This window comes from Paenibacillus sp. FSL M7-1046 (assembly GCF_038007405.1).
GTDB lineage: Bacteria > Bacillota > Bacilli > Paenibacillales > Paenibacillaceae > Paenibacillus_AQ.
On the sequence record NZ_JBBOXB010000001.1, the window covers coordinates 5,980,525 to 6,001,993 of the forward strand.

At 45.5% G+C, this 21,469-nt stretch carries 15 protein-coding genes; 5 read left to right on the plus strand and 10 right to left on the minus strand.

Annotated elements, in window-relative coordinates; all coding sequences use genetic code 11:
- Positions 1-101: 101 nt before the first annotated feature.
- Together NYE29_RS26655 and NYE29_RS26660 are read left to right on the plus strand one after the other, a co-directional pair.
- Positions 102-953 (plus strand): aldo/keto reductase, encoded by an 852-nt coding sequence (locus tag NYE29_RS26655; RefSeq protein ID WP_340898157.1) that lies wholly within the window; start codon positions 102-104, stop codon positions 951-953.
- Positions 954-1,050: 97 nt separating this feature from the next.
- Entirely contained in the window at positions 1,051-1,983 is a 933-nt protein-coding gene (locus NYE29_RS26660) for an AraC family transcriptional regulator (protein ID WP_340898158.1), read from the plus strand.
- A 13-nt stretch (positions 1,984-1,996) separates the two neighbouring features.
- Here the strand turns inward: NYE29_RS26660 and NYE29_RS26665 are convergent, their stop codons facing one another.
- The 3 genes from NYE29_RS26665 to NYE29_RS26675 all read right to left on the minus strand — a co-directional run bounded on the left by NYE29_RS26665 (position 1,997) and on the right by NYE29_RS26675 (position 4,855).
- Positions 1,997-3,067 carry an SGNH/GDSL hydrolase family protein gene (locus NYE29_RS26665; RefSeq protein ID WP_340898159.1) on the minus strand — a complete coding sequence of 357 codons (1,071 nt, stop codon included), beginning with the start codon at positions 3,065-3,067 and terminating at the stop codon, positions 1,997-1,999.
- A 159-nt stretch (positions 3,068-3,226) separates the two neighbouring features.
- Positions 3,227-4,045 carry an alpha/beta fold hydrolase gene (locus NYE29_RS26670; protein ID WP_340898161.1) on the minus strand — a complete coding sequence of 273 codons (819 nt, stop codon included), beginning with the start codon at positions 4,043-4,045 and terminating at the stop codon, positions 3,227-3,229.
- Between the two features lie 51 nt (positions 4,046-4,096).
- The gene (locus tag NYE29_RS26675; protein ID WP_340898163.1) at positions 4,097-4,855 is read right to left on the minus strand and encodes an AIR synthase related protein; all 759 of its coding nucleotides are present in this window, start codon (positions 4,853-4,855) and stop codon (positions 4,097-4,099) included.
- Positions 4,856-5,109: 254 nt separating this feature from the next.
- On the opposite strand from NYE29_RS26675, the gene NYE29_RS26680 reads away from it, so the two are divergent.
- A complete protein-coding gene (locus NYE29_RS26680; protein WP_340898165.1) occupies positions 5,110-5,862 on the plus strand; it encodes an EcsC family protein in 753 nt (250 codons plus the stop codon).
- A 32-nt stretch (positions 5,863-5,894) separates the two neighbouring features.
- Here the strand turns inward: NYE29_RS26680 and ppsA are convergent, their stop codons facing one another.
- The 5 genes from ppsA to NYE29_RS26705 form a co-directional block, all read right to left on the minus strand.
- Positions 5,895-8,510, minus strand: a complete 2,616-nt coding sequence (ppsA, locus tag NYE29_RS26685; RefSeq protein WP_340898166.1) for a phosphoenolpyruvate synthase — start codon at positions 8,508-8,510, stop codon at positions 5,895-5,897.
- Positions 8,511-8,821: 311 nt separating this feature from the next.
- Positions 8,822-15,217 (minus strand): rhamnogalacturonan lyase family protein, encoded by a 6,396-nt coding sequence (locus tag NYE29_RS26690; protein WP_340898168.1) that lies wholly within the window; start codon positions 15,215-15,217, stop codon positions 8,822-8,824.
- A gap of 416 nt (positions 15,218-15,633) precedes the next feature.
- Positions 15,634-16,638 (minus strand): phosphotransferase enzyme family protein, encoded by a 1,005-nt coding sequence (locus NYE29_RS26695; RefSeq protein WP_445322185.1) that lies wholly within the window; start codon positions 16,636-16,638, stop codon positions 15,634-15,636.
- Positions 16,639-16,906: 268 nt separating this feature from the next.
- Entirely contained in the window at positions 16,907-17,371 is a 465-nt protein-coding gene (locus tag NYE29_RS26700; RefSeq protein WP_340898170.1) for a phage tail protein, read from the minus strand.
- Positions 17,372-17,394: 23 nt separating this feature from the next.
- The gene (locus NYE29_RS26705) at positions 17,395-17,874 is read right to left on the minus strand and encodes a GyrI-like domain-containing protein (RefSeq protein WP_340899811.1); all 480 of its coding nucleotides are present in this window, start codon (positions 17,872-17,874) and stop codon (positions 17,395-17,397) included.
- A gap of 109 nt (positions 17,875-17,983) precedes the next feature.
- Here NYE29_RS26705 and NYE29_RS26710 point away from each other — a divergent pair, with 109 nt between their 5' ends.
- On the plus strand, positions 17,984-18,946 hold the full coding sequence (locus NYE29_RS26710; protein WP_340898173.1) for a helix-turn-helix transcriptional regulator: 963 nt from the start codon (positions 17,984-17,986) through the stop codon (positions 18,944-18,946).
- A 62-nt stretch (positions 18,947-19,008) separates the two neighbouring features.
- On the opposite strand, the gene arsC is transcribed toward NYE29_RS26710, so the two are convergent.
- Complete coding sequence (gene arsC, locus NYE29_RS26715; protein WP_340898175.1) at positions 19,009-19,428, minus strand: arsenate reductase (thioredoxin); 420 nt, start codon at positions 19,426-19,428, stop codon at positions 19,009-19,011.
- 21 nt (positions 19,429-19,449) lie between these two features.
- Positions 19,450-20,739 (minus strand): arsenic transporter, encoded by a 1,290-nt coding sequence (locus NYE29_RS26720; RefSeq protein ID WP_340898176.1) that lies wholly within the window; start codon positions 20,737-20,739, stop codon positions 19,450-19,452.
- A 261-nt stretch (positions 20,740-21,000) separates the two neighbouring features.
- Between NYE29_RS26720 and NYE29_RS26725 the strand changes: the two genes are divergently transcribed.
- The gene (locus NYE29_RS26725) at positions 21,001-21,450 is read left to right on the plus strand and encodes a MarR family winged helix-turn-helix transcriptional regulator (protein WP_076110909.1); all 450 of its coding nucleotides are present in this window, start codon (positions 21,001-21,003) and stop codon (positions 21,448-21,450) included.
- Positions 21,451-21,469 lie beyond the last annotated feature (19 nt).

Consider the following 21,469-nt stretch of genomic DNA (forward strand, 5'->3'; position numbering starts at 1 on the left):
ATGATATAACGATTTCTTTATCATCTGGAGCATAATAAGTATGTAACGGATAAGCGTTGCCGATTGAGAAACTACAATTCTAAACTTCTGGAGGATATTTTATGCAAAAAGTAATTTTGAACAATGGGGTAGAAATGCCAGTGCTCGGTTTCGGTGTGTATCAGATTGCTGATCAAAGCCAGTGTGAACAAAGCGTTTATGACGCTATCACAAGTGGTTACCGGCTGATTGATACCGCTGCCTCCTATCTGAATGAAGAAGCCGTTGGCAGAGCGATCAAACGGAGCGGCATTGCAAGAGATGAGTTATTTATCACTACGAAGCTTTGGGTCCAGGATACTGGTTATGAGCGCACGAAGAAAGCGTTTGAGAATTCACTGAATAGATTACAACTGGATTATTTGGATTTGTATTTGATTCATCAGCCGTTTGGTGATGTGTATGGCTCCTGGCGCGCGATGGAGGAATTGTACCGTGAAGGAAAGGTCCGTGCAATTGGCGTAAGTAACTTTCATATGGACCGCCTAATTGATCTAATTATTCATAATGAAGTCGTTCCTGCCGTTAATCAGGTTGAAACGCATCCTTTCAATCAGCAAATCGAAAGTGAAGAATTTATGAAGGAGAACAAGGTACAAATCGAGTCATGGGCGCCTTTTGCTGAAGGAAGGAATAACCTGTTCCAGAATGAGCTATTGGTATCCATCGCTGAAAAGTATAATAAATCTGTTGCTCAGGTCGTTTTACGCTGGTTAACCCAAAGAGAGGTTGTAGTCATTCCGAAATCGGTTCGCAAAGAAAGAATGGTCGAAAATTTCAGTATCTTTGACTTCCAATTAAGCGAAGAAGATATGAATGCGATTATGGCGTTAGACACGAAAGAGAGCTTATTCTTCTCCCACCGCGATCCTGAAATGGTCAAATGGATTGGTAACCGTAAATTAGATATCTGACAATCTAAAGATACTAAAACAAGAGCTGATTGCGTAATTGCATCTGCTCTTGTTTCGTTTGGTTTATAATCGAGAAAAGAAAATTGGAGGAATCATCATGTCGGACGAAATCCTTAATCAACAAAAAAAACTGGCAAAGCTCATCGAGCAATTTTCACCGAAAGATGGAGTGTTTGAGACAGCTATACCCAATCTGTCTATAATCCGATACTCCGAAGTATCTGAACCTGCATACAGGGTGTATAAACCTTCTTATTGCGTTATTGCTCAAGGGTTAAAAGAGGTGCTCTTGGCTCAAGAACGATTTGAATACGGATCAGCAGATTATTTGATTGCTTCCATGAATTTGCCTGTAGTCGGCCAGATCATTAGAGCTTCCTCTGAAACACCTTATCTGAGCATTAAATTAGAATTTACACATGACCAGATTTTAGAGGTTATCAACGAGGCTAACGTTCGCACGGTGCCAAATGACAATGCAAAGCGTGCCCTGTTTGTAGGTCAGATGGAGCATTCCTTAATGGATGCGACGCTAAGACTCATTGAATTGCTGAACCGGCCAGAGGACATCCCGTACCTAGCTCCACTATTTACAAAGGAAATTCTTTATACCCTTCTGAAGGGGCCTTACGGTGTTACACTAGGTCAAATAGCAATGGAAGGCAGCAATACCTATCGAATCAGAGAAGTAATTGATCACATCACTACAAATTTCAATCAATCTATGACTGTTGAAGAGCTTGCCGAAACGGCGAGTATGAGCCTCTCTTCTTTCCATCGTAACTTTAAGGAAGTGACAGGTATGAGTCCCATTCAATTTCAGAAGCAATTAAGATTACAGGAGGCGCGGCGAGTATTGCTCTCTGAATCTGCAGAAGCTGCTGAAGTTGCTTTCCGGGTCGGTTATGAGAGTTCTTCCCAATTCAGCCGTGAATATTCCCGTATGTTTGGTTCACCTCCAAGATCCGACGTAAAACAATTAAAGGAAATATACGACCCCGCTAAAAGTATCGTTTTCTTAGGGGACTAATGTTTTACATATTTCACCACTTCATAAGCTCTTTGATTTGAGCAGTCAGTTTATTCGCCGCTTTACTATGAGTAGCTTGAGACGGATGGAAGTCGGCGGCGTAACCGTCAGCTGCCAGCTGCTCGTCAAATTTCATTGCGGTAATATTATTGTCGCCAGTTTCCCTGCTATACCCGCTAACAGCTTGTTCGACATAGGGATATAGTCTATCCCCCATAATCCCCAGCGTACACAGAATTTGGGCATAAGGATTGTTTCGTCTGACCATTTTTAGAAATTCAATATACTCCCGGGCGTATTCAGCTTGCTTACTGGCTTCCTCTTTGGTAAAGGAATCATCGTTTGTTCCGAGGTTAATGACAATCAGATCAGGCACAAACTTGTTGAAATCCCAGAATACCTCTTGCGGCAACAGTGTACCATTAAATTCCCCTTCAGATTTGCCCACTTTTTCATAGTAATCCGGGATAAGATGAGAGGTAAGTTTTTGATCATTTTCCGTGTAGCCTGTAATGATGCCGTATCCGCTGTATGAAACCATGCTGTAGTCAGCCTGAAGCTGCTGAGCTGTCAGGTAGGCATAGGTTTTTGTGACATCTTCCGTAGCCGTGGAAAAAGAATGCAGCTCGTGTTCATCATCAACGCCGTAGCCGCAGGTAATGGAATCGCCGATGAATTCAATTGTATGTAATTTTGGCGGGGTTGGCTTAATGCCATCCGCAGCATCGACAGCGATCTCTTGAATCCCAACTGTTGACATCGCAGCCTCTGATAGTTTAATAATCGTTACCGTTATATCCTGCACAGTGTCGCTTTCAAATACAGTATACGTTTTAATCGGTGTGTCCAGTTGATCGTCAATTACCCGTTTCCCGTTTACGCTAATGCCAATTCGAGCTAAGTTATTACCGGTTGAGGCGACAGCATCACCTTTTAAAGTAATCTCCGCTTTTCTGCCATGGAATGAAAATTCCACACCGACGCCTGAGAGAGCCAGCCACAGTACTTCGTTATAGTAGTGGGTCCGCCCGATGATCTTCACATGAGGCTCTGTTGCTTTAAACACTTGAGTTGTTGATGACATAATGTACCTTCCTTCCCAGCTTGTATATCAGTAACAGTAACAAAGCTACTTTCTGTTTTCAATAAGCCGCTCTAATTTAGATGGGGAGTAATCGCAGGGGAAAGGAGATTTATTTCTTCCATTGACAAGCTAATGTTAGTTCAGCGGATTAATATACAACTAAAATCCAAACTCTGTTACTCTTTCAAGCCATTCACGCATAAGCGACTCAAATAATAGAGCCTGTTCAATCTGAAGATTATGGCCTGCTCGGTCTAGAACGGCAAAGGTTGCTCTAGGATAATTGTCTAAAATTCTAAAGGCATCTATGTAACCAACGACTGCATCTTGCCGCCCAAGAGTAAATACTGTTGGTTTATCGAAAACTAATTCATCGATATTGGTGGAAAATCCATAGTTTCTTTGAATCTTGCTAAGAAAATCGTAGTCAGCGATTCTACAACCTGCCACTATCTCTTCAGAATACCTTTTCCAATTATATTCATTGAGAACGACTTGATTTGCGCTAAAATCACTTATTTGCTCTTCACTTAAGGTGTCCATAAACTCGCGATCAGAATGAACAACAAAATGCTCGGGAAGTATTCTTCTTTTGTGTTCAGGAATAATTAATGGACAAATCAGTGCAGCTCCACCAATACGATCTTTATGTCTATTAATTATTCCTCTTGTAATATATCCACCGTATGATTCGCCTGCTATGAGATAATCTTGGTTTGGGACAAGAGTTTCAATAAAATTTATAACTGCTTCCAGCATATCATCTGAATTACATATTTGATCGTAATCCTTCGTTTGTCCCATTCCGGGCAGGTCAAGATAGATACGACGCCAATCGGAATTATCTTGAAATATCGGTTCCATGCACCCACTCATTAAACGGTGGTCTGGTGTAAAACCATGGATCATTATAATCGGTTTGCCTTTACCAATTTCCTCGTAATATATATGGGCATTCTTGACTTTACAATATGGCATACAGACTCCTCCAATTGAGCTATTTATAATGTGCTTGTACTAAAGAAAAATCTACATTGCTTTATCGAGCAAACGACCGATAATATCCATCTCGCCGCCAATTTCGGATTGGAGGTGTTCAAGCTTTTCCTCTGCCGCTGAAAAAATCACCGCCGTCGACGGGCCTCCTGAGGCATTCAGCTTTTCTGTGATCCCTGGAACTGCCTGAAAAATGCAGCCGTTCAGCTCTGCCAGAAGTCCTGCTTCATACCCGGCCCCCTTAGAGCCGACCGGATGAATCTCATGCACCTCAGGCGAGGCTACAAGTGACTGCAGCTGCCGGATACTGCATACTCTTGCCTCTTGTTCCAATACTGCGCTCCCGATCAGCGGTTCTCCCAGCATAACCACACAGTCTCCGGCAACCGACCTCATCAGCTTCAGCCGTTCCTCATCGGTTTCCCCGATTACGGTAATCCCTACGCCGGTCTGGCACGATTTGAAATTTTCTTCCGTGCTGCCGTTCAAATGAGCCTCCGTGAGTCCAGCTTCGTCCAGCAGCCTTTGTACCCCGCGGATAATTTCGCTCCCTGTCGGATACTTTTCCACAGCTAGGGTATCCACTACGGTAAGAATGTCCGCGCCCACTGACAGAACTTCCATAACCGCAACTCTGGCTGTATAATAGCCGACTACATCCGGTGGAGTCTGCACAGCATCCATTGGCTTGTTCCCGATACTTGCGCTGGAGTCACAGCCTATGACCAATAAGCGGCTCCCCGCTCTTCGTACTAAAGTTAAATCGCGAATTTTTTGTATTGATGGTTTCATTTATTGTAATCCCCCTGACAACTTTGTAAGCATTGAAGTTCGGATTTTTCAATCCAGCTGTATTTGTGATTATGAAAATGTTCGATACTATGGCCAAAGAAACCTTTAATGGCCTTTGAGTTGAACAGTTCCTTCTTATCTATCCTGTATGTGATGCTGGACTTTAGTCGAGGTCTGCTACCTACCGCGGTCTGTTCCGAATCACGGAGATATTCGTTACAATATGGCTATGTCTTTTGGAGGAGCGATTGATCATGAATTACGAACATAAAGTACAAAGGGAAGTTGCCAACTGGGAACAAAAAATGTTCAAACCGCCGGGATGGCTGGAGAAAACATCGAAAACAATCGGCAATCGAATAAATCATTTAATTCCCCCGAAGGTGCATAACATCATTACGACCACCATACGATCAATCGTGCGTACGGCATTGTTCGGTGCGGAATATACGCCCCGCCGTCCGGTGCAGAGCACTCTGGGTCTGGAGTCTGCCGATAAGGAAGCGAAAGAGTTGTTTGCCTTATACCAAAAAATAGCGGTTGCCGAAGGCGCTGGAACGGGAGCTGGCGGCATTATGCTTAGTATGGTAGACTTTCCAGCTTTAATTGCGATCAAAATGAAATTTTTGTTCGAGCTAGCGCATGTTTACGGTTATGACACCAATCACTTCTCCGAGCGGGTATTCATTCTCAAGGTATTTCAAATGACGTTTTCGGGGCCGGAAAACCGCGCCAGGTTGCTCTATTCCATCATGCATTGGCATATTGAAAAGGAACAGTGGGTCTCCGATGCCGAATACTCCCGGAATATGAACTGGGAGACATTTCAGATCGAGTATCGTGACGCCATTGACTTCCGGAAAATGCTGCAGATGGTGCCTGGAATCGGTGCTGTCGCAGGCGCATGGGCGAATTACACCATTCTTGAGGAGCTGCGTGAATTCGCCATGAACGCTTACCGCCTGCGCAGATTGCACGATGATTTCGATTTCGAGGTTCTGGGTTGATCCTCTCTCTGTCGCCATATACATTCAAGCCATTACAATATTTCGATATACCCTTCTGTTCCATGCACGCGAATTTGTTGCCCATCTTTTATCAGTTTGGTAGCCTTCTCCACTCCGACAACTGCCGGCAAGCCATATTCACGTGCAATAACAGCTCCATGGGTCATCAGTCCGCCTACTTCGGTGACTAGACCTTTTATGGATACAAATAATGGTGTCCAGCTAGGGTCAGTAAATGCGGTGACTAATATATCTCCATCTTCCAGATCAGCTTCTTCCATGTTTAAGATGACACGTGCCCGCCCCTCTATAACTCCGGAAGAAACAGCTAAACCTGCAATAGCTTCGGCTGGCAGATTTTCTCGTTTGTACTCACCCGAAATGATTTCCCCGTCCGACGTGATCACACGTGGTGGAGTTAGTTTTTCATAAAATTTGTATTCGTCTTTTCGTTTGCTAATGATCTGATATTCCAGTTTGTTTGTGCGTACGACTTCGCGAAGTTCTTCAAAAGTGAGATAGAATATATCTTCCTTTTCATGAATGACGCCCGCTTGTACGAGTTGTCCCGCTTCTTTCAGTAAAGCCTGCTTATAAACAAGGTAGCGGTTAACCATGCCGTATTTTGGATATTCCCGGTATCCAATGAAATTTCGGATCAGGTCGATCATTCGTTTGGTTTCTTTGGCTTTTTGTTCACCATCCGGTAATTGCTTCAATCTTTCTAATAACTCTTGTTCTTTAGCCCGAGCTTCCTGTTGCCCTTGCTCAAATTTTCGATGGCTAGCATTAAGCTCAAAGTTTTTGATATTACCAAGAATCATGGGGACGAGTGTAATTGGTTTTTCACTCCAACGAGTTCTCGAAATATCGATTTCACCGGCACATCGCATTCCGTATTTGCCCAGATAAGTATAGATAGCGTTTTGAGTTTCCTGTCCACCATCAAACTTAACCAGTTCATCCAAAAAATTATCATCTTTTACATGTTGTAAATAATCAATGACTTCCGGGTAAGGACGAATCACATCTGCGACATCCAATAGCGCTAGACCCATTTCCGAAGTAATGTTGTTTGGTACAGATTGGGAAAGCGTATCTGCTGCGTTTTTTTCACCTAACCACTCGTACATTTTTTCATTGATCCATGCTGAAGCATCCATAGCAGTCATAAACACAGCCGTACTTTGTGGGTCAAATAAGATCTTCTTTAATTGCGGGATATCTTCCAGGATAAAATCAAACAAATCCGATCCTGATTTTGTTCGGATGTTTTGTTTCAACTCTTCTATCGATGTCTGACTACGCTTAATCAAATCTGAAACGATGGTCGGGTCGTTTTCGATTGGTGCTTGAAACCCCGCAGACGACATACCTTTATTGCTTTTACCAATACTCTGTTCTTTTTTATCATTTGGTAACGATTTTATAAAATCTCCTCGCTCTACTATGGTCATAACTGCGTCTTTTATGAGCGGATCGTGTTGTCCCATGGCATTTAATAAATTTTCTCTGCTATCAGGTGAAGCCAGATTAGGTGTGATATCAACAAACAACCTTCCACCAGCTTTTCGCATAGGTGCAGGAGTAATTAACAGATGAAAAGACAGTCCCAATGGTTTCATGGGATCAGTCATCATTTGTTGATGGCCGACAGATACGTAAACGTGATTCTCTTGATCATTTGCTTCAGGAATCGGGAATAAAGTAGTGATTGGCCGGCTCTGGACGATATAAAAGGTATCATGGTCCAGACACCATTCGATGTCTTGTGGACAGCCAAAATAAGCTTCGATTTGTCTTCCGATCCGTGCCAGCTGTAAAATTTGTTGTTCAGTAAGTGTTTGAGCCTTTTGCTGATCGGGATCGAGCTGCCGGGTTTCAGTGCCGCCTTCTGGTAGTCCATAGATAGCCAATTGTTTGGTTGATATGATCTTATCGACGATTTCCTCTTCCTGTACTTTATAACAATCGGGAGAGACCAGACCAGAAACCAGTGCTTCTCCGAGTCCAAAACTGGCATCGATGGATAGCAGCTTCCTGTTATTGCTAATCGGATCAGCGGTGAACAATATCCCTGAAGCCTGCGGGAATACCATCCTTTGAACGATCACGGATAAATAAACTTGACTGTGATCAAATCCATTCTGCATACGGTAGATTACCGCGCGTTCAGTAAATAGCGAAGCCCAACATTTGCTGATATGCTGCAGGATGGCTTTTTTGCCGATTATATTTAAATAGGTGTCTTGTTGACCCGCAAAAGAGGCATGCGGCAAATCTTCGGCAGTCGCGCTAGAACGCACTGCATAGCCAAGCTTATCACCAAGCTGGGAGAGATATTGAGTTACTGCTTTCACAACATCGGAAGGAATTTCTGCTTCCATAATGAGTTGTCGAATCTTCCGGCTGATTTCACCAATTTGATCCCGATCTTCTACTTTTAGCATAGTTAACTGATTGAGCAAAGCATGATACGTTTCATTTTGTGCGATGGTTTTTTGATATCCCGCTGTTGTAACACAAAATCCTTCAGGCACTTGTATTCCTTCTATTTTTGATAATTCCCCTAAATGGAGCCCTTTTCCGCCAACGAGCAAAAGCTGCGTATTGTCCACTTCCTGAAATCCGAGAACCAAAGAACTCATTTAACATCTCTCCTAACCATTAAATTGAGAAAAAAACATTTGACAAGAGTTCACCGGCATGGTACATTTAAAATGTAAGATACGATATTTATGTCTATACATTTTAAAAAAAGACGCAGACTGATTATATCATCGTGTCTGTTTATATGCAATATAGAAGAACCTGATAAATTACTCAGGTTCTTTTTTGATTTCCCGCTACCATTAGTCTCATCATTAAGTGATCACTCTTTTACTTATATCAACACAAAAAAACGGCTGCCGATCATTTAGCAGCCGTTTTTTGTGTGCATTTGTCGAGCCTGATCCAGTTACTTTTGGACCGTTACGATCATCTTCGCCGTTCTGGTTTCACCCGCCATGTTGCGTAACACAGCCTCGTATTCATAGGTTCCCGGAACCTTTCCGGAGATTACTGTTACTGCTGATTGGGCGCCGGGGGTATGAGCCTGCAGAGTTTGCGTGTCTACCAGACCTCCATTCTCATAGAGCTCATATTCGGTAGCATTTGTCCCCCACCACAGATTCATACTGACGTTAAAACTACCGTCTCCATCCCAGTTGTCGTTCGATAATACCGCTTGCCCCGGGGATGCATCGGTGACGGTCACAGTCAGCGGCGAACCTTTCGTCGTACCCAGTGAATTGATTAGTTCACCGGTATAGACATACGTACCGTTCCGCTTGCCGGTAACATCAATCTGCACGGACTGGGCGGATGGAGAGTGGTCAGCCAGAGGCACTTCTTTGATCAGCTTGCCATCCTCGTACAGCTTGAAAAGGGTCCCGTTATTGCCCCACCAGAGATTCATCGTAATAATGTAATCTCCGTCTCTCAGACCCGTATCGTGCCCGTTATTATCGGACAACACTGGAGTACCTGGAGCGCTGCTCGCCAGCGGCGTCGCCTGGCTGAGCCATGCGGCCCACTTACGCAGCGCGTCTGCCTGTTCAGCCGTAAATACCGTATCTCTGCTGGCATCAACCTCATTGCCGTATGCCGCGAGCAGCTGGCGCGCCTTCTTACCATCACGAGCATTCGCCGATTGTTCAGCCTGCTGCAGCTTACCGGCGAGCTGTTCAACAACCGCTCCTGCACCCTGGTCTTCCGATTCGGCTGCAAAGGTGCGTGTCAGCTCTGCCAGGCTTACGAAGGTAGCAGTAACTCCGAAGTTGAAGTCAACGCTGCTCTCCCGGCCCGCACGGTCATAGACCGCTGCAGTTACTGAATTCAAGCCTGGCTCCAGCGTATAAGCCGGGGCATTCAACATTACGCCATTCGGCTCGGCCACGCCGGAGGCCGTATCGGCGGACGTGTAAGTGATGTCTACGTGTTGATCAATAGTGTATTCCGTTTGACCCTGAATCGCGATGGACGGAGGTGCGAGATCAATCGGCACCGAAAGCGACTGTTTGGTCTCCTTGTTGCCGTCCAGATCAACGCTCCAGTAGGTCACAGTGTGATTGCCCTCATCGCTCAGAATTAGATGCGTGCCGCTCTCAATTTCGCCGCCATCGACTTGGTAATAGGTCGTGTCAACTCCCGGGTCTTCATCCGTCGCGGTAAAAGTTACTTTTACCGCTGAAGTATACCACCCGTTCTGCGACTCTCCTTCTACTGCCGCGGTCGTATGCGGTGCTGTCGTATCCGATGGTTCCTCTTCCAGTATGACAAGGTCAGACAGCGGAATATCCAGCTCTTGCACAAGCCGTGCCACCATCTCGGATACCTTGACCGCACCGTTCATCTGAAGATGGGTATTATCTTCAGTTGTACCTACCCACATGAAAATAGATTTGGTGCCCTCAGGACCAAGCTCCTGGAAATATTTCCAGCTGGCCTGATTCAGATCGATCAGTAATGCTCCGGTTTCTTGCGCCGTCTCTTTCATTGCCTGCACATATTCCGGAAAGCTCTTGTTCAATACTTCTCCGGTAAAATCGCGTCGGTTGACCGGCGTAACCAGAACCGGAATTCCGCCTCTCTGTACAGTGCCGTTAATGTAATCTTTCAGATACACCTTGAACTGCTCAGGTGTAAGGTAACGCTCAGGGCGGGATGGTGTGGAATCATTATGGGACCACTGCATGAACAGATAATCCCCTTCGTGAATGCCCAGCAGAATGTTGTTGAGATATCCGCCTACGAGGAAGGTTTTACTGCTTAGGCCGCTTACAGCCCGGTTATCGATACTGATCTGATCCAGATCGAAGTACCCTTTAAGCGTTTCGCCCCATCCGGCCTGCGGACGATAGCTTTCCGCATAATTGGCCACCGTGGAATCACTTGCCAGATAAATAACCGGCTGATCACCCGCACTGTTGCCCGGCAGACGCTCAATCTTCAGCGCGTTGATCTTTGGTGTGCTGCCTGAGAACTCAAAGTTAAAGACGCCGTCAATCAGGGCGATGTCATATGAAATTTCCTTGAATTCACCCTTCGGTACAGTTGTAACCGGCAATTTTGGCATTTGTTCTACAATAACCCCTGCGTTGGTGGATTCTTGCGAATCGCCAATAGTCATTGTTACCCGGTAATTGGCCGGTTCCATTTCTACCAGGAAAGAGGTGCCGTTCACGCGGGTGAAATCCTCCTTCAGGTCATCCCCGGTTTCCCGGTTCTCGTCCTGGACTAGCGCGGTATTGGCAAAGCCATAGCCGTTTCCTTCCAGGTAAGCTCTTTTGGCGTCTACCTTCGTGTATCCTTCAGCAGCGATTCCAGAGCCAAAATCAAACTTGTACTCGCTTATCTCGCCTGCCAGTTCACTTGTCAACGAATCCCTTGCGACCGTCAGCATGTTCATTGCATGGTCGACCTGGGCCTGCGTCGCTTCCGTACCGATGATCGCTTCCACAGCCGCCAAAGCTTTATTCAGCACCGCTTTGGATGCTTCTGTATAAGCCGACAGATCCAATGCTTTCACCTTGTCATGAAGCGCAATCAATGCCTTCTGATCGCCGGCAACCGGCGGCAGCTTCGTCCCTTCAATCTTCACGTTATCGATCTGAGTGGTCCAGTTCAGTGTGCCTCCCCCGCCCTTTCTCGTTCCCAGGAAGCGGAGAGCCCTTGCGTTATTGGCGTAGACGCCGGGATTCATCGGAATATCCTCGATCGTCTGTGTGACACTGGGGTCCGCCAGGCTAGTCAACGTCAAATCTATCGTCTTCTTGGCAAAATTTATATTGACATCCACATTGACCCACTGGTTTTTCAGGATGTTTGTGGCTGTGCCGCCTTCCGGTACAGCTGAGGTGCCGGTACCATAGTCTGCTGTATATGGGCCTGCAAAATAATGGATTTTTGTATCTGGACTTGTGAAGCCGGTCTTTGTTAACAGAGTGAAAATAATGTTCTCGTTCGTATCCTGGAGCGACAGATGTCCTTCCGACGGGGATGCGCCCACATTGCCGGAATGCCAGTCAAAATTGACATTGACGATGTCGCCATTCACTGCATCGAACAGGCGGAACACTTTCGCCCGGTGTCCGGAGCCGGAACCGCTAAGGGACAACAGCTTGTTCCCGTTCTGCTCTGCGACCGTTCCCGTCATCTGCCCTCCGATACCTGTGGCATTGACCAGCGCATATTTGGAGGCGGCAGGATCGCCCTCAAAGTTTTCCTTATAGACCTGGATCTCCGGTTCCGGCTCGGGTTCCAAAATGTCCGGGTCAATGACATACGGCGAAATGCTTAAATCCATGTCTTTCACCGCTCCCGCAACTAATGCGGCAATGACCTGCGCACCGTAGCTGCTGAAATGCGTATTATCGCCCACGCCGTTCGGATACTTCGGATATTCGCCCGGATTGGCGTACAGGAAGATTTTCTCCGTAGCATTCAGGCCGATCTTATCGTAATACGTAACGCTTAACTGGCTCAAATCAACCAGCGGCGCGCCCAGCTCTTCCGCTACTTCTTTGGCAGCGTTAACGTATTCCGGGAAGCTTACGTTAAATTCTTGAGTAACTGTATTAAAATCTCTACGCCCTACCGGAGTAAGCAGCACCGGTGTTGCACCGCGCTGTCTGGCGCCGTTCACATAACGGGCCAAATATGTTTTGTAATCCGCCGGAGATGCATACCGGTCCGGAATGCCTGCGCTGGCGTCGTTATGGCCGAAGGAAATAAAGAAGAAATCTCCCGGCTTGATCCGCTCTAATATCGTATCCAGACGGCCGTCAACCATAAACGATTTGCTGCTTCTGCCGCCGATCGCATCATTCTGGACCACTACTCCATTTGCAAAATAGCGTCCGAATTGCTGACCCCAGCCTTCCTGCGGAGCCTGCATGCTACTATAAGATTGCATCGTCGAATCACCGGCCAAATAGATCGTCGTCGCGGCTCCCGGTGATTTCTCCGGGTATTTCTCGATGATGATTTCCTGCACGTCAATGGCCGTGCCGGAGAAGATGAACTCCAGCTGGCCGTCTACCAGCGCAACGTCATAAGAATAGACCCGGGGTTCTCCCGTATTCACGCTGGTCACGGCCAGCTTCTGAACGAATTCGGATTTGACGCCTACGTTCGAGTCGCGTGCATCATCCCCCAGTTTGAGCGTTACCTTGTAATTGGCATTGGGCAGGTCTACGGCGAATTTGGTGTTCTCCGGTAGAGATACATGGTTTGCATCTACCGTAATTCCGCTTGTCTTCTCGAATCCGTAACCCGTAGCTTGTGCATAGAGTGTATCCTGCACGGCGGTTGTACCAGCGGCAGGGTCTGTACCGAAATCAAAGTGATAGACCTGCTCCGGCACTTCTTTTTCGCCGGTAAGAGCCAAATTCGCTTTAGGGAATTCCGTCGCTTCCGCCCCGAGATAAAATCCCGTGTGAGGCGGCTGGTTGTAACTTACATTCTGCCAGGCTACACCCAGCCGGTATACCGGATCTTGCATCAGCGCGGGAATCCGGTAGCCCGTCGGAATTGTCGTCGTATAAAGTCTATATTCCGTGCTGTCTTCACTGCGCAGCAGAAGCTCCTCGCGCCAATCGCCCAATATATCCGCCTGAAGGGCCGGATTTCCTTTGGTGTGGTTATTGGTCAAGCTCCCTGCTGCCCGGAAGATTTCCTTCAGCTGCTTATTTCCGTAATCCCACTTGTAAATGAGCGGAATACCTTTCGCTGTACTGTTGTTCCATTCGTGGTCGAACAGCTCCCGCTGGAGATCGCCATCCCACCAGATCGCAAAGTTTGCACTTCGCGGCACTTCATTCTGTTCATAAATGACTTCTCCGTTCGCCGCATATCCGCGGGATAAGGGGTCCATCTGTCCGTTGACAATTGTGGATGCCCAGGATTCGTAACCAGGATAATTCGGATCAATATCCGCCGACATTCCGCGGCCGGTATCTTTCCCTGTATACTGGCCCCAGATAATTTCTCCTGTAGCAGCATCACGCATCTCCAGCCCGTATTCGGCATTCGTATGTTCATGCACGCTGACGATCTGGTAGCCGTCCCGGTTCGGATCGAGCTTGCCGGCATGCATCGCATCGCCATGGCCGAGTCCGGTGCTGTACAGCAAGCTTCCATCGTCGTCAATCGCAAGCGCGCCGTACATGATTTCATCTTTGCCGTCAGCGTCGGCATCCAGCACACTTAAATTGTGATTGCCTTGTCCCTGATATTGAGCCCCGGCCTCGTTGGTGTCAAAGGTCCAACGCTGCACCAATTTGCCGCCAACATAGTCATAAGCCGCCAGCACGGTGCGCGTATAGTAGCCGCGGGCCATGACTACGCTTGGCTTCACGCCGTCCAAGTAGGCAATACCGGCCAGGAACCGGTCTACACGGTTGCCGTATCCGTCTCCCCATGCGCTTACATCGCCTCTTGGAGGCTCATATTCTACGGTGGACACGGCTGCTCCGGTCTGTCCGTCGAACAGCGTAAGATATTCCGGGCCCGTCAGGATATACCCGCCGTCGTTACGGTAATCCTTCGTTCCGTCTCCGATCACGGTGCCTTGACCGTCCTTCGTTCCATCCGCTGTTTTGACGACGACCTCGGCTTTGCCGTTGCCGTCCAGATCATATACCATCAGTTGGGTATAATGAGCTCCGGCACGGATATTGACACCCAGGTCGATCCGCCAGAGCTTGGTGCCATCAAGTTTAACGGCATCAATATAGACATTGCCGGTATAGCCTGCCTGGGAATTGTCCTTCGAGTTGCTTGGACTCCACAGGAAAACGATTTCAAATTCGCCGTCGCCATCCAAATCCGCCACGGAAGCATCACCGGCATAATAGGAATACGTGCCCCCGTCTTTGGTTCGGCCGTCGGCCGGTTTATCCAGCGGAATGGGTAAATAATCATTATGCCACACCGATACCGTCTCCGGCTGCATTTCTTCCTTGCCGGCAATGACGGCGGAAATCTGATACTGTGAGCTGTCTGCGCCTGTTGTGTCCACATAATTCGTGGCATCGCTGATGGGCGCCGTATTGACTTTATATCCGTTTTTATACACATTGAAAGCGATTGCATTTGGATCCGTATTTAAATACCGCCAGCTCAAGAACACGCCGTTGTCGGCCAGAAGCGCAACCAGACCGCGGTCAAGATACTCCGCCTGACGGGCGGTCTGACTGCCCGCTGACTCTGCATATCCCGGAGAAGGGGGAATCGCAAGCGAATATACCATTAGAAATGACATGAAAAATGCAAGCACCGGTTTCTTGATGGAAATAGCTTTTATACTCATGTACTTAACTCCTCCTATTTATCTAAAATTCATTTTAGAAATCAGGGGAAAATCCGAACATGAAACCGCCATAACAGCGAATCTTCAATCTTCTTATCTTCAATATGTTCTCATTGCTCAGTCTTGTGATGATCCCCCCTTTCTTGACCGTATCTGAATTGTGCAACTTTGACTTCATCCTGACACTGCATCTCCGGTCATGTCTTTCATATTGAGCGGGTCAAACCCCGCATCCAAATATGCACAAAGTGTATCAAATAATGGAATGATGTTCTTCGCAATAAAACGCATTTTAGACCTACATTCGACTTTTTTGCATTTATCTTGGTTCTGAACTATAGGTATTTTGGAAAAGAACTTATAACATAAAAACAAAAAAAAGCCGTCAATATGGCGGCTTCTGATGCACAAAATGACTAAATATCTCGCTCCTCATACTGAAAAGGTTCTTCACACGAATAAATCTCATGGAAAAATCCGAAATACGGGATATCGTCTTCCATGCATTTTATACGATACGACAGTTCCTCATCACACTCCGGCTCTTCGCCGTTGTTTCGCATTACCTCGAACGCATCTATAATATTCTCCAAGAAGTTTGCTTGAATAAACAGGGGCAATGTATCCAACATCGAATTTTCGATCTTGGTCTCAGATCTGTATCCTGCGAGGACTGTTTCAAAATAATCCTTCATAAACTTTTTACGTTTACCGGCGTCTGGTTCAGATTGTATCCAGCCCATTCCGTTTCCCCAGATACTGGCCAAGTCAAACATATACCAACAGTAACAAGAATTATCAAAATCATATACGGTTATTTGCCCGGTATCAAAATCTATCGAATAATTCCCATCGTTGTAATCAAAATGGTTCAACCCAAAAGACTCTTTGTTCCTGTCTACCCCTTCTAAGGTATTAAGGAGCTCTACCAACTTCTCCTTAAGCGGAGATAAGGAATCCGGTATCAGTTTATCAATATATTCGGCATTGTATTTGTCAAAAAAACTATAACGGCGATGGATAGGAGTATACTCTTTCGATATTTGATGCAGTTTCCCCAGGACTTTACCGCAATTATAATAATATTCGGTAATTGGAGCGCCTTCCCGGTACTGATAATTATTTTCTACAAGCATTTTCCCCTTGGCCTTTTTAAACAGGCTGATAAAAAAGATATGATGATTGTGGGTGATCTCTTCCAGCAGATTCCCCTTCCTGGAGCTGACTACATCCGAGACACTTCCTCCATGCTCGAATAAATACCTGATATACTCAAGTTCTCCCAGAAAATCTTCCTTGCTCCTGTCCGGTAAGAAAGCGATTCTGAGTATTTTTGCGTCGGCGCCCTCTTTCTCACAGGTGTATACGACATTCCGCCCTCCGTCATGTGCCTTAACCAGACCGGTTTCATAGCCTTCCAACCCGTATAACTCTGATATTAATGGTAGTAAATATGCATCAACGCTTTTAACAACCTCGTTATAAGTGATAACATCTCTCCTTTGGCTATAACGTATTTATAATAACTTTTGTCCAAACTCCTTCAATATATGTACAGTTTACCAGTTCCTGCCGATAACAGGATGGTGAAAAACAACTATAATTGAAATATCCTTCTTCCGTAGTAGGCCGATAAAACAACTTTTTTTAAAATACAAAACCCGCGCGGGGCGCGGGTTATTAATTACTTTAATATTCTCCTTTAATTACAAAAAACGAACCCCGAATTGTTCCAGCTAGTTTAGACTTCTGCCTGGCAAACTTAAACTTTGCTTCTAACTCCTTTGGGACCTCCATCCCCTCAGAAAGCTTAAAACCAACTGCCCGTTTCTTAGGGTCATCCACCGTATACATGACATTGACCGCAAGACCATCCTCATAAAAGACATAGGCAAATTGGATATTTTCCACTTGAAAACGCGATGTTTCTAAAGGTTTGGCCGCAAACTCAATATCACGTTCTTCTTTCAAAATCCGGTTCACATAAGCAAGGGTTTCCTGGCTTTCGCTGGCTGGGACAACCGTAAATTCATGCTTGTACTTATTCATAAAGTAACGGGCTTCATTCGCACGTAAGCCGGCAAGCGTTTCTACTACAGGTGAAGATTCTAAACCAATCGTAGACACATTTTTAAAATCAACGATATAGGACATGCCTATGCCTCCTTCTATACTCTTTATTTCCTTATAACAGGAATCCACATTTCACCAAAAACTAATCCGTTTCGCTGCCCCATCTCAACCGTTGTATTTGGCCCGCCAACATAGGCTACATTCTTTGCTTCCGGCAAGGCTTGACCAAAGGCAAGGCCGGCAAGGTTATTATTCAGTTCAGCAGCCGTCTTCGCTTCCCCTTTAACAACCAGGTACTCCCCCTTAGGGAATTGAATAACTCTGGCTTCTTCTGGTGCAGCGGCCTCTGTCATGACGCCAGCATAATGCATCATCTTGCTATTCACCGCTTCGTTCACGGCAAAAATGTAGTCATTTATGGCTATACCTCTTAAATAATCAAGCCTTCCATCTTGGGTGACGGCCTGCCAAAAATCAGACTTTTCCTTGTTTATGCCAGCATAGTCTGTGTAATCACTTGTAAGCTCCGTTCCTAAACCTATAACGGTAAAGCTGTCTTTTTCTTCTAAGGTATACTGTGCCATATTCAAAACCTTCCTTCTTGTTAAATTAATCAAATGATTTGTCTTCTTCACTTGATAAGTATATGATAGCCTTAAATCATGTCAAAAAATGATACTGTTTAGGAGTCTGATGAAAAAAGTTGAACGGATTAATATCATCATGCGGTATATCAACAACCGTGCCCACTTTACAATTTCAGAAATCATGCAGGAATTTAACATCTCCCGTTCGACAGCTATTAGAGACATCAGAGAAATTGAGGCCTTGGGGATGCCGCTTGTCGCTGAAGTTGGACGGGATGGGGGTTATTTTGTCATGCGAAACTCAGTACTTCCCGTCGTTCGCTTTACCAATAATGAGGTCAAAGCCCTTTTTATTGCCTTTATGGCCACTAGAAATCAACAACTTCCCTATCTAAAGAGTCGTCAGTCTTTATCTGAAAAATTACTGGGCCTCATCTCAGAAAACCAGCAAGAAGAGCTTTTTCTTCTAAATCAAAGCTTGCTTTTTGAAGGGACCAACCCCAACAATCCCGACCTGCTTGATCTTTCAGACCTCCCCCATCCGATGTTAGATAAACTGATCCAAATCCTTCTTTCGGACAGCTATTTATTGATTACTATCAAAGTAGAGAAGGTAATAAAGTCTTATCCAATTTATCTCTTGCACCTTTATCGTGAAAAAAGCCTTTGGCTGATCGAAGGTTTTGACTTGAAAGAAGAAAAAAAGCAGATTTTTCCTGTCGACCATCTCACTAGTGTCATACCCTACCCGACGAAAAAAAGATTAAGTAAGAAAAAGATTTTAGAAAAGCTAAGTAAGCAGGAAGAAGTAATCAACCTGGTCCTTGAGCTTGGTCCAAAAGCGATTGCCCAGTTCAAAAAATACCATCCTTTAAAGGTTTCAATCTCCTATACGAATCCTTACCAGACCACAGCCGTTCTAAAGACTTTTATCAATGTTAACAAGCCCGAAGAATTGAACGAAATAACAAATTGGCTACTTTTTCTCGGTGGGGATATAAAGGTTAGGGAATTGCCGGAAGAAGTCTTACAAGGTTTGCAAGAGAGATTATACTTATTCTGCCCATAATTAGTATCCAGTTATCCCCTTTTCTGCACACCCGCGCCTGGCGCGGGTTTTTAAAGGAATGATTATTTACCAGTTTCAGCAAACTGTTTGATTCGCTCGCCCACCTGGTCACGCACCCGCTGGAAGACAGCCCATTTTTCTTCATCTGTTCCTTGCGCTTTCGCTGGATCATCAAATCCCCAGTGCTCACGTTTCACTTTGGGAGGGGTAATTGGACATTTATCTGCGGCATCTCCACATAAAGTAATCACGAGATCGGAGTTGTTCAGCAGCTGCGGATCAATAATATCCGAGGTTTGACTCGAAATATTAATACCCACTTCGTTCATGGCTTGTACAGCCTTTGGATTTAAACCGTGAGCTTCAATGCCAGCACTGTATACATTCCACTCGTCACTCAGGTATTTTTTTGCCCAACCTTCGGCCATCTGGCTCCGGCAGGAATTTCCTGTACACAAAAAGTAAATGGTTTTCTTATCCATGATTGATAATCTCCTTTAGTTTTAAAATAGGATCAATGTTATATATAAGCCCAGCAGTGTGATGAAAAGCGTGGGAAGCGTCAGAATTATACCTGTTTTGAAATACGTTCCCCAGGATATCTTCACACCTTTGGTCGAAAGCACATGAAGCCACAGCAAGGTAGCCAGTGAACCAATCGGTGTAATCTTCGGTCCTAAGTCAGAACCGATGACATTCGCATAAATCAGGGCTTCCTTTATTAGTCCCGAGGTATGCGTGGCCTCAATGGCCAGGGCATCAATCATAACGGTAGGCATGTTATTCATTACTGAGGAGATGATTGCGGCAATAAAGCCCATCCCCATCGTAGCTGCAAACAACCCTTGTTCCGATACAGCCTGAATGGTATTAGCCAATACATCCGTAAGGCCCGCATTTCGCAGCCCATACACGACGACATACATGCCGATGGAAAAGAATACGATCGCCCAAGGTGCGCCCTTCACCACTTCCATTGTCGGTACAGCTGGACTTCTTCTTGCCATGATCAGGAAAAATATGGCGACGATCCCGGCCACCGCAGAAACAGGAATGTTCAGGAATTCACTAACAAAGTATCCCGCCAGCAGAACAGCAAGAACGACCCAGGACAGCTTGAACATCTGTTTGTCCTTAATGGCCTCTTCAGGGCTTTTCAGCTGTGAGCTGTCAAAGTTCCTTGGAATACTTTTACGGAAAAAGAGATAGAGCACGATAATGCTTGCCCCTAAGGAAAATAAGGTTGGCATTAACATCCGCCCGGCATACTCCATAAAGGTTAGTCCAAAAAAATCAGCCGATACGATATTCACCAAATTGCTAACAACCAGCGGCAATGATGTAGTATCGGCAATGAACCCGCTGGCAATGATGAACGGAAATACTTTTTTCTCGTCAAAATGGAGTGCACGGACCATCGCCAGCACAATTGGAGTTAAGATGAGCGCCGCACCATCATTGGCAAAAAATGCGGCTACTATTGCTCCAAGAATGGTGACATAGATGAACATCCGGGTTCCGTTCCCACGGGCGGCTCTTGCCATATGTAAGGCAGCCCATTCAAAAAAACCAATTTTATCGAGAATTAACGAGATCAGAATGATCGCCACAAATGCTAAGGTAGCATTCCAGACAATCAGAGTAACATCAAGAACATCGTTAAAGCTGACTACCCCGAAAAGCAAAGCGAGTATCGCCCCGCTGCAGGCAGACCATCCTATCGAGAGATTTTTAGGCTGCCAAATGACAAAAATCAATGTGACTATAAAGATAAGGCTTGCAAGAGCTACCAAGTCTTTACCCTCCAGTAGTGTCTATACCGCACGCATCTCAGCTCTCCCTTCAAACAAATTTGATCGGCCTCGAACATCATTATATAATTATAAGCTTATATAATCAATAACCTAAATGTCGTTCGCAGCAAACAACAGTTGGCACCTTTTTCATAGTAGAGAGGACTGTTTGGAATCAGGAGTAAATTGTATACCCCGAATTCACATACACTTGCATTTTACAAGTAATTACGATATAACTAAAGTCAAGAGGTGATAACAATGGAAACCCCACGAGAATTATTCCAAATCATGACCCGGCGTTTAGGATTACTGAATAAAGATTGCTGCAGCGTAGGCGGATGTAATCTCTCCGCAGCCCAAAGCCATCTGCTGTATGAAATTGATCGGAGCCATAGTCCCTCCATGCAACAGGTTGCTGAAACACTCGGGACCGATATTACAACCTTTAGCAGACAAGTCCAATCTTTGGTGAAAATGAAACTGGTTACAAAAACAGCTGACAAGGCAGATCGAAGAGTCTATACCCTGGCGCTTACTCCCGAAGGGAAAATGGTGGCAACAACGATTGATCATCAAATGAACGCCTACCTGGATGAAGCTTTTTCGAATATGAGTGAGTTTGAAGTAGAAACTTTACTGCGTTCGATTAAGCTGTTCAACGAAGCTATGGGGAAATCCAGCAATTGCTGTGCACCAGTAAAAGGGTGATTTCTCTTGACTTATACTT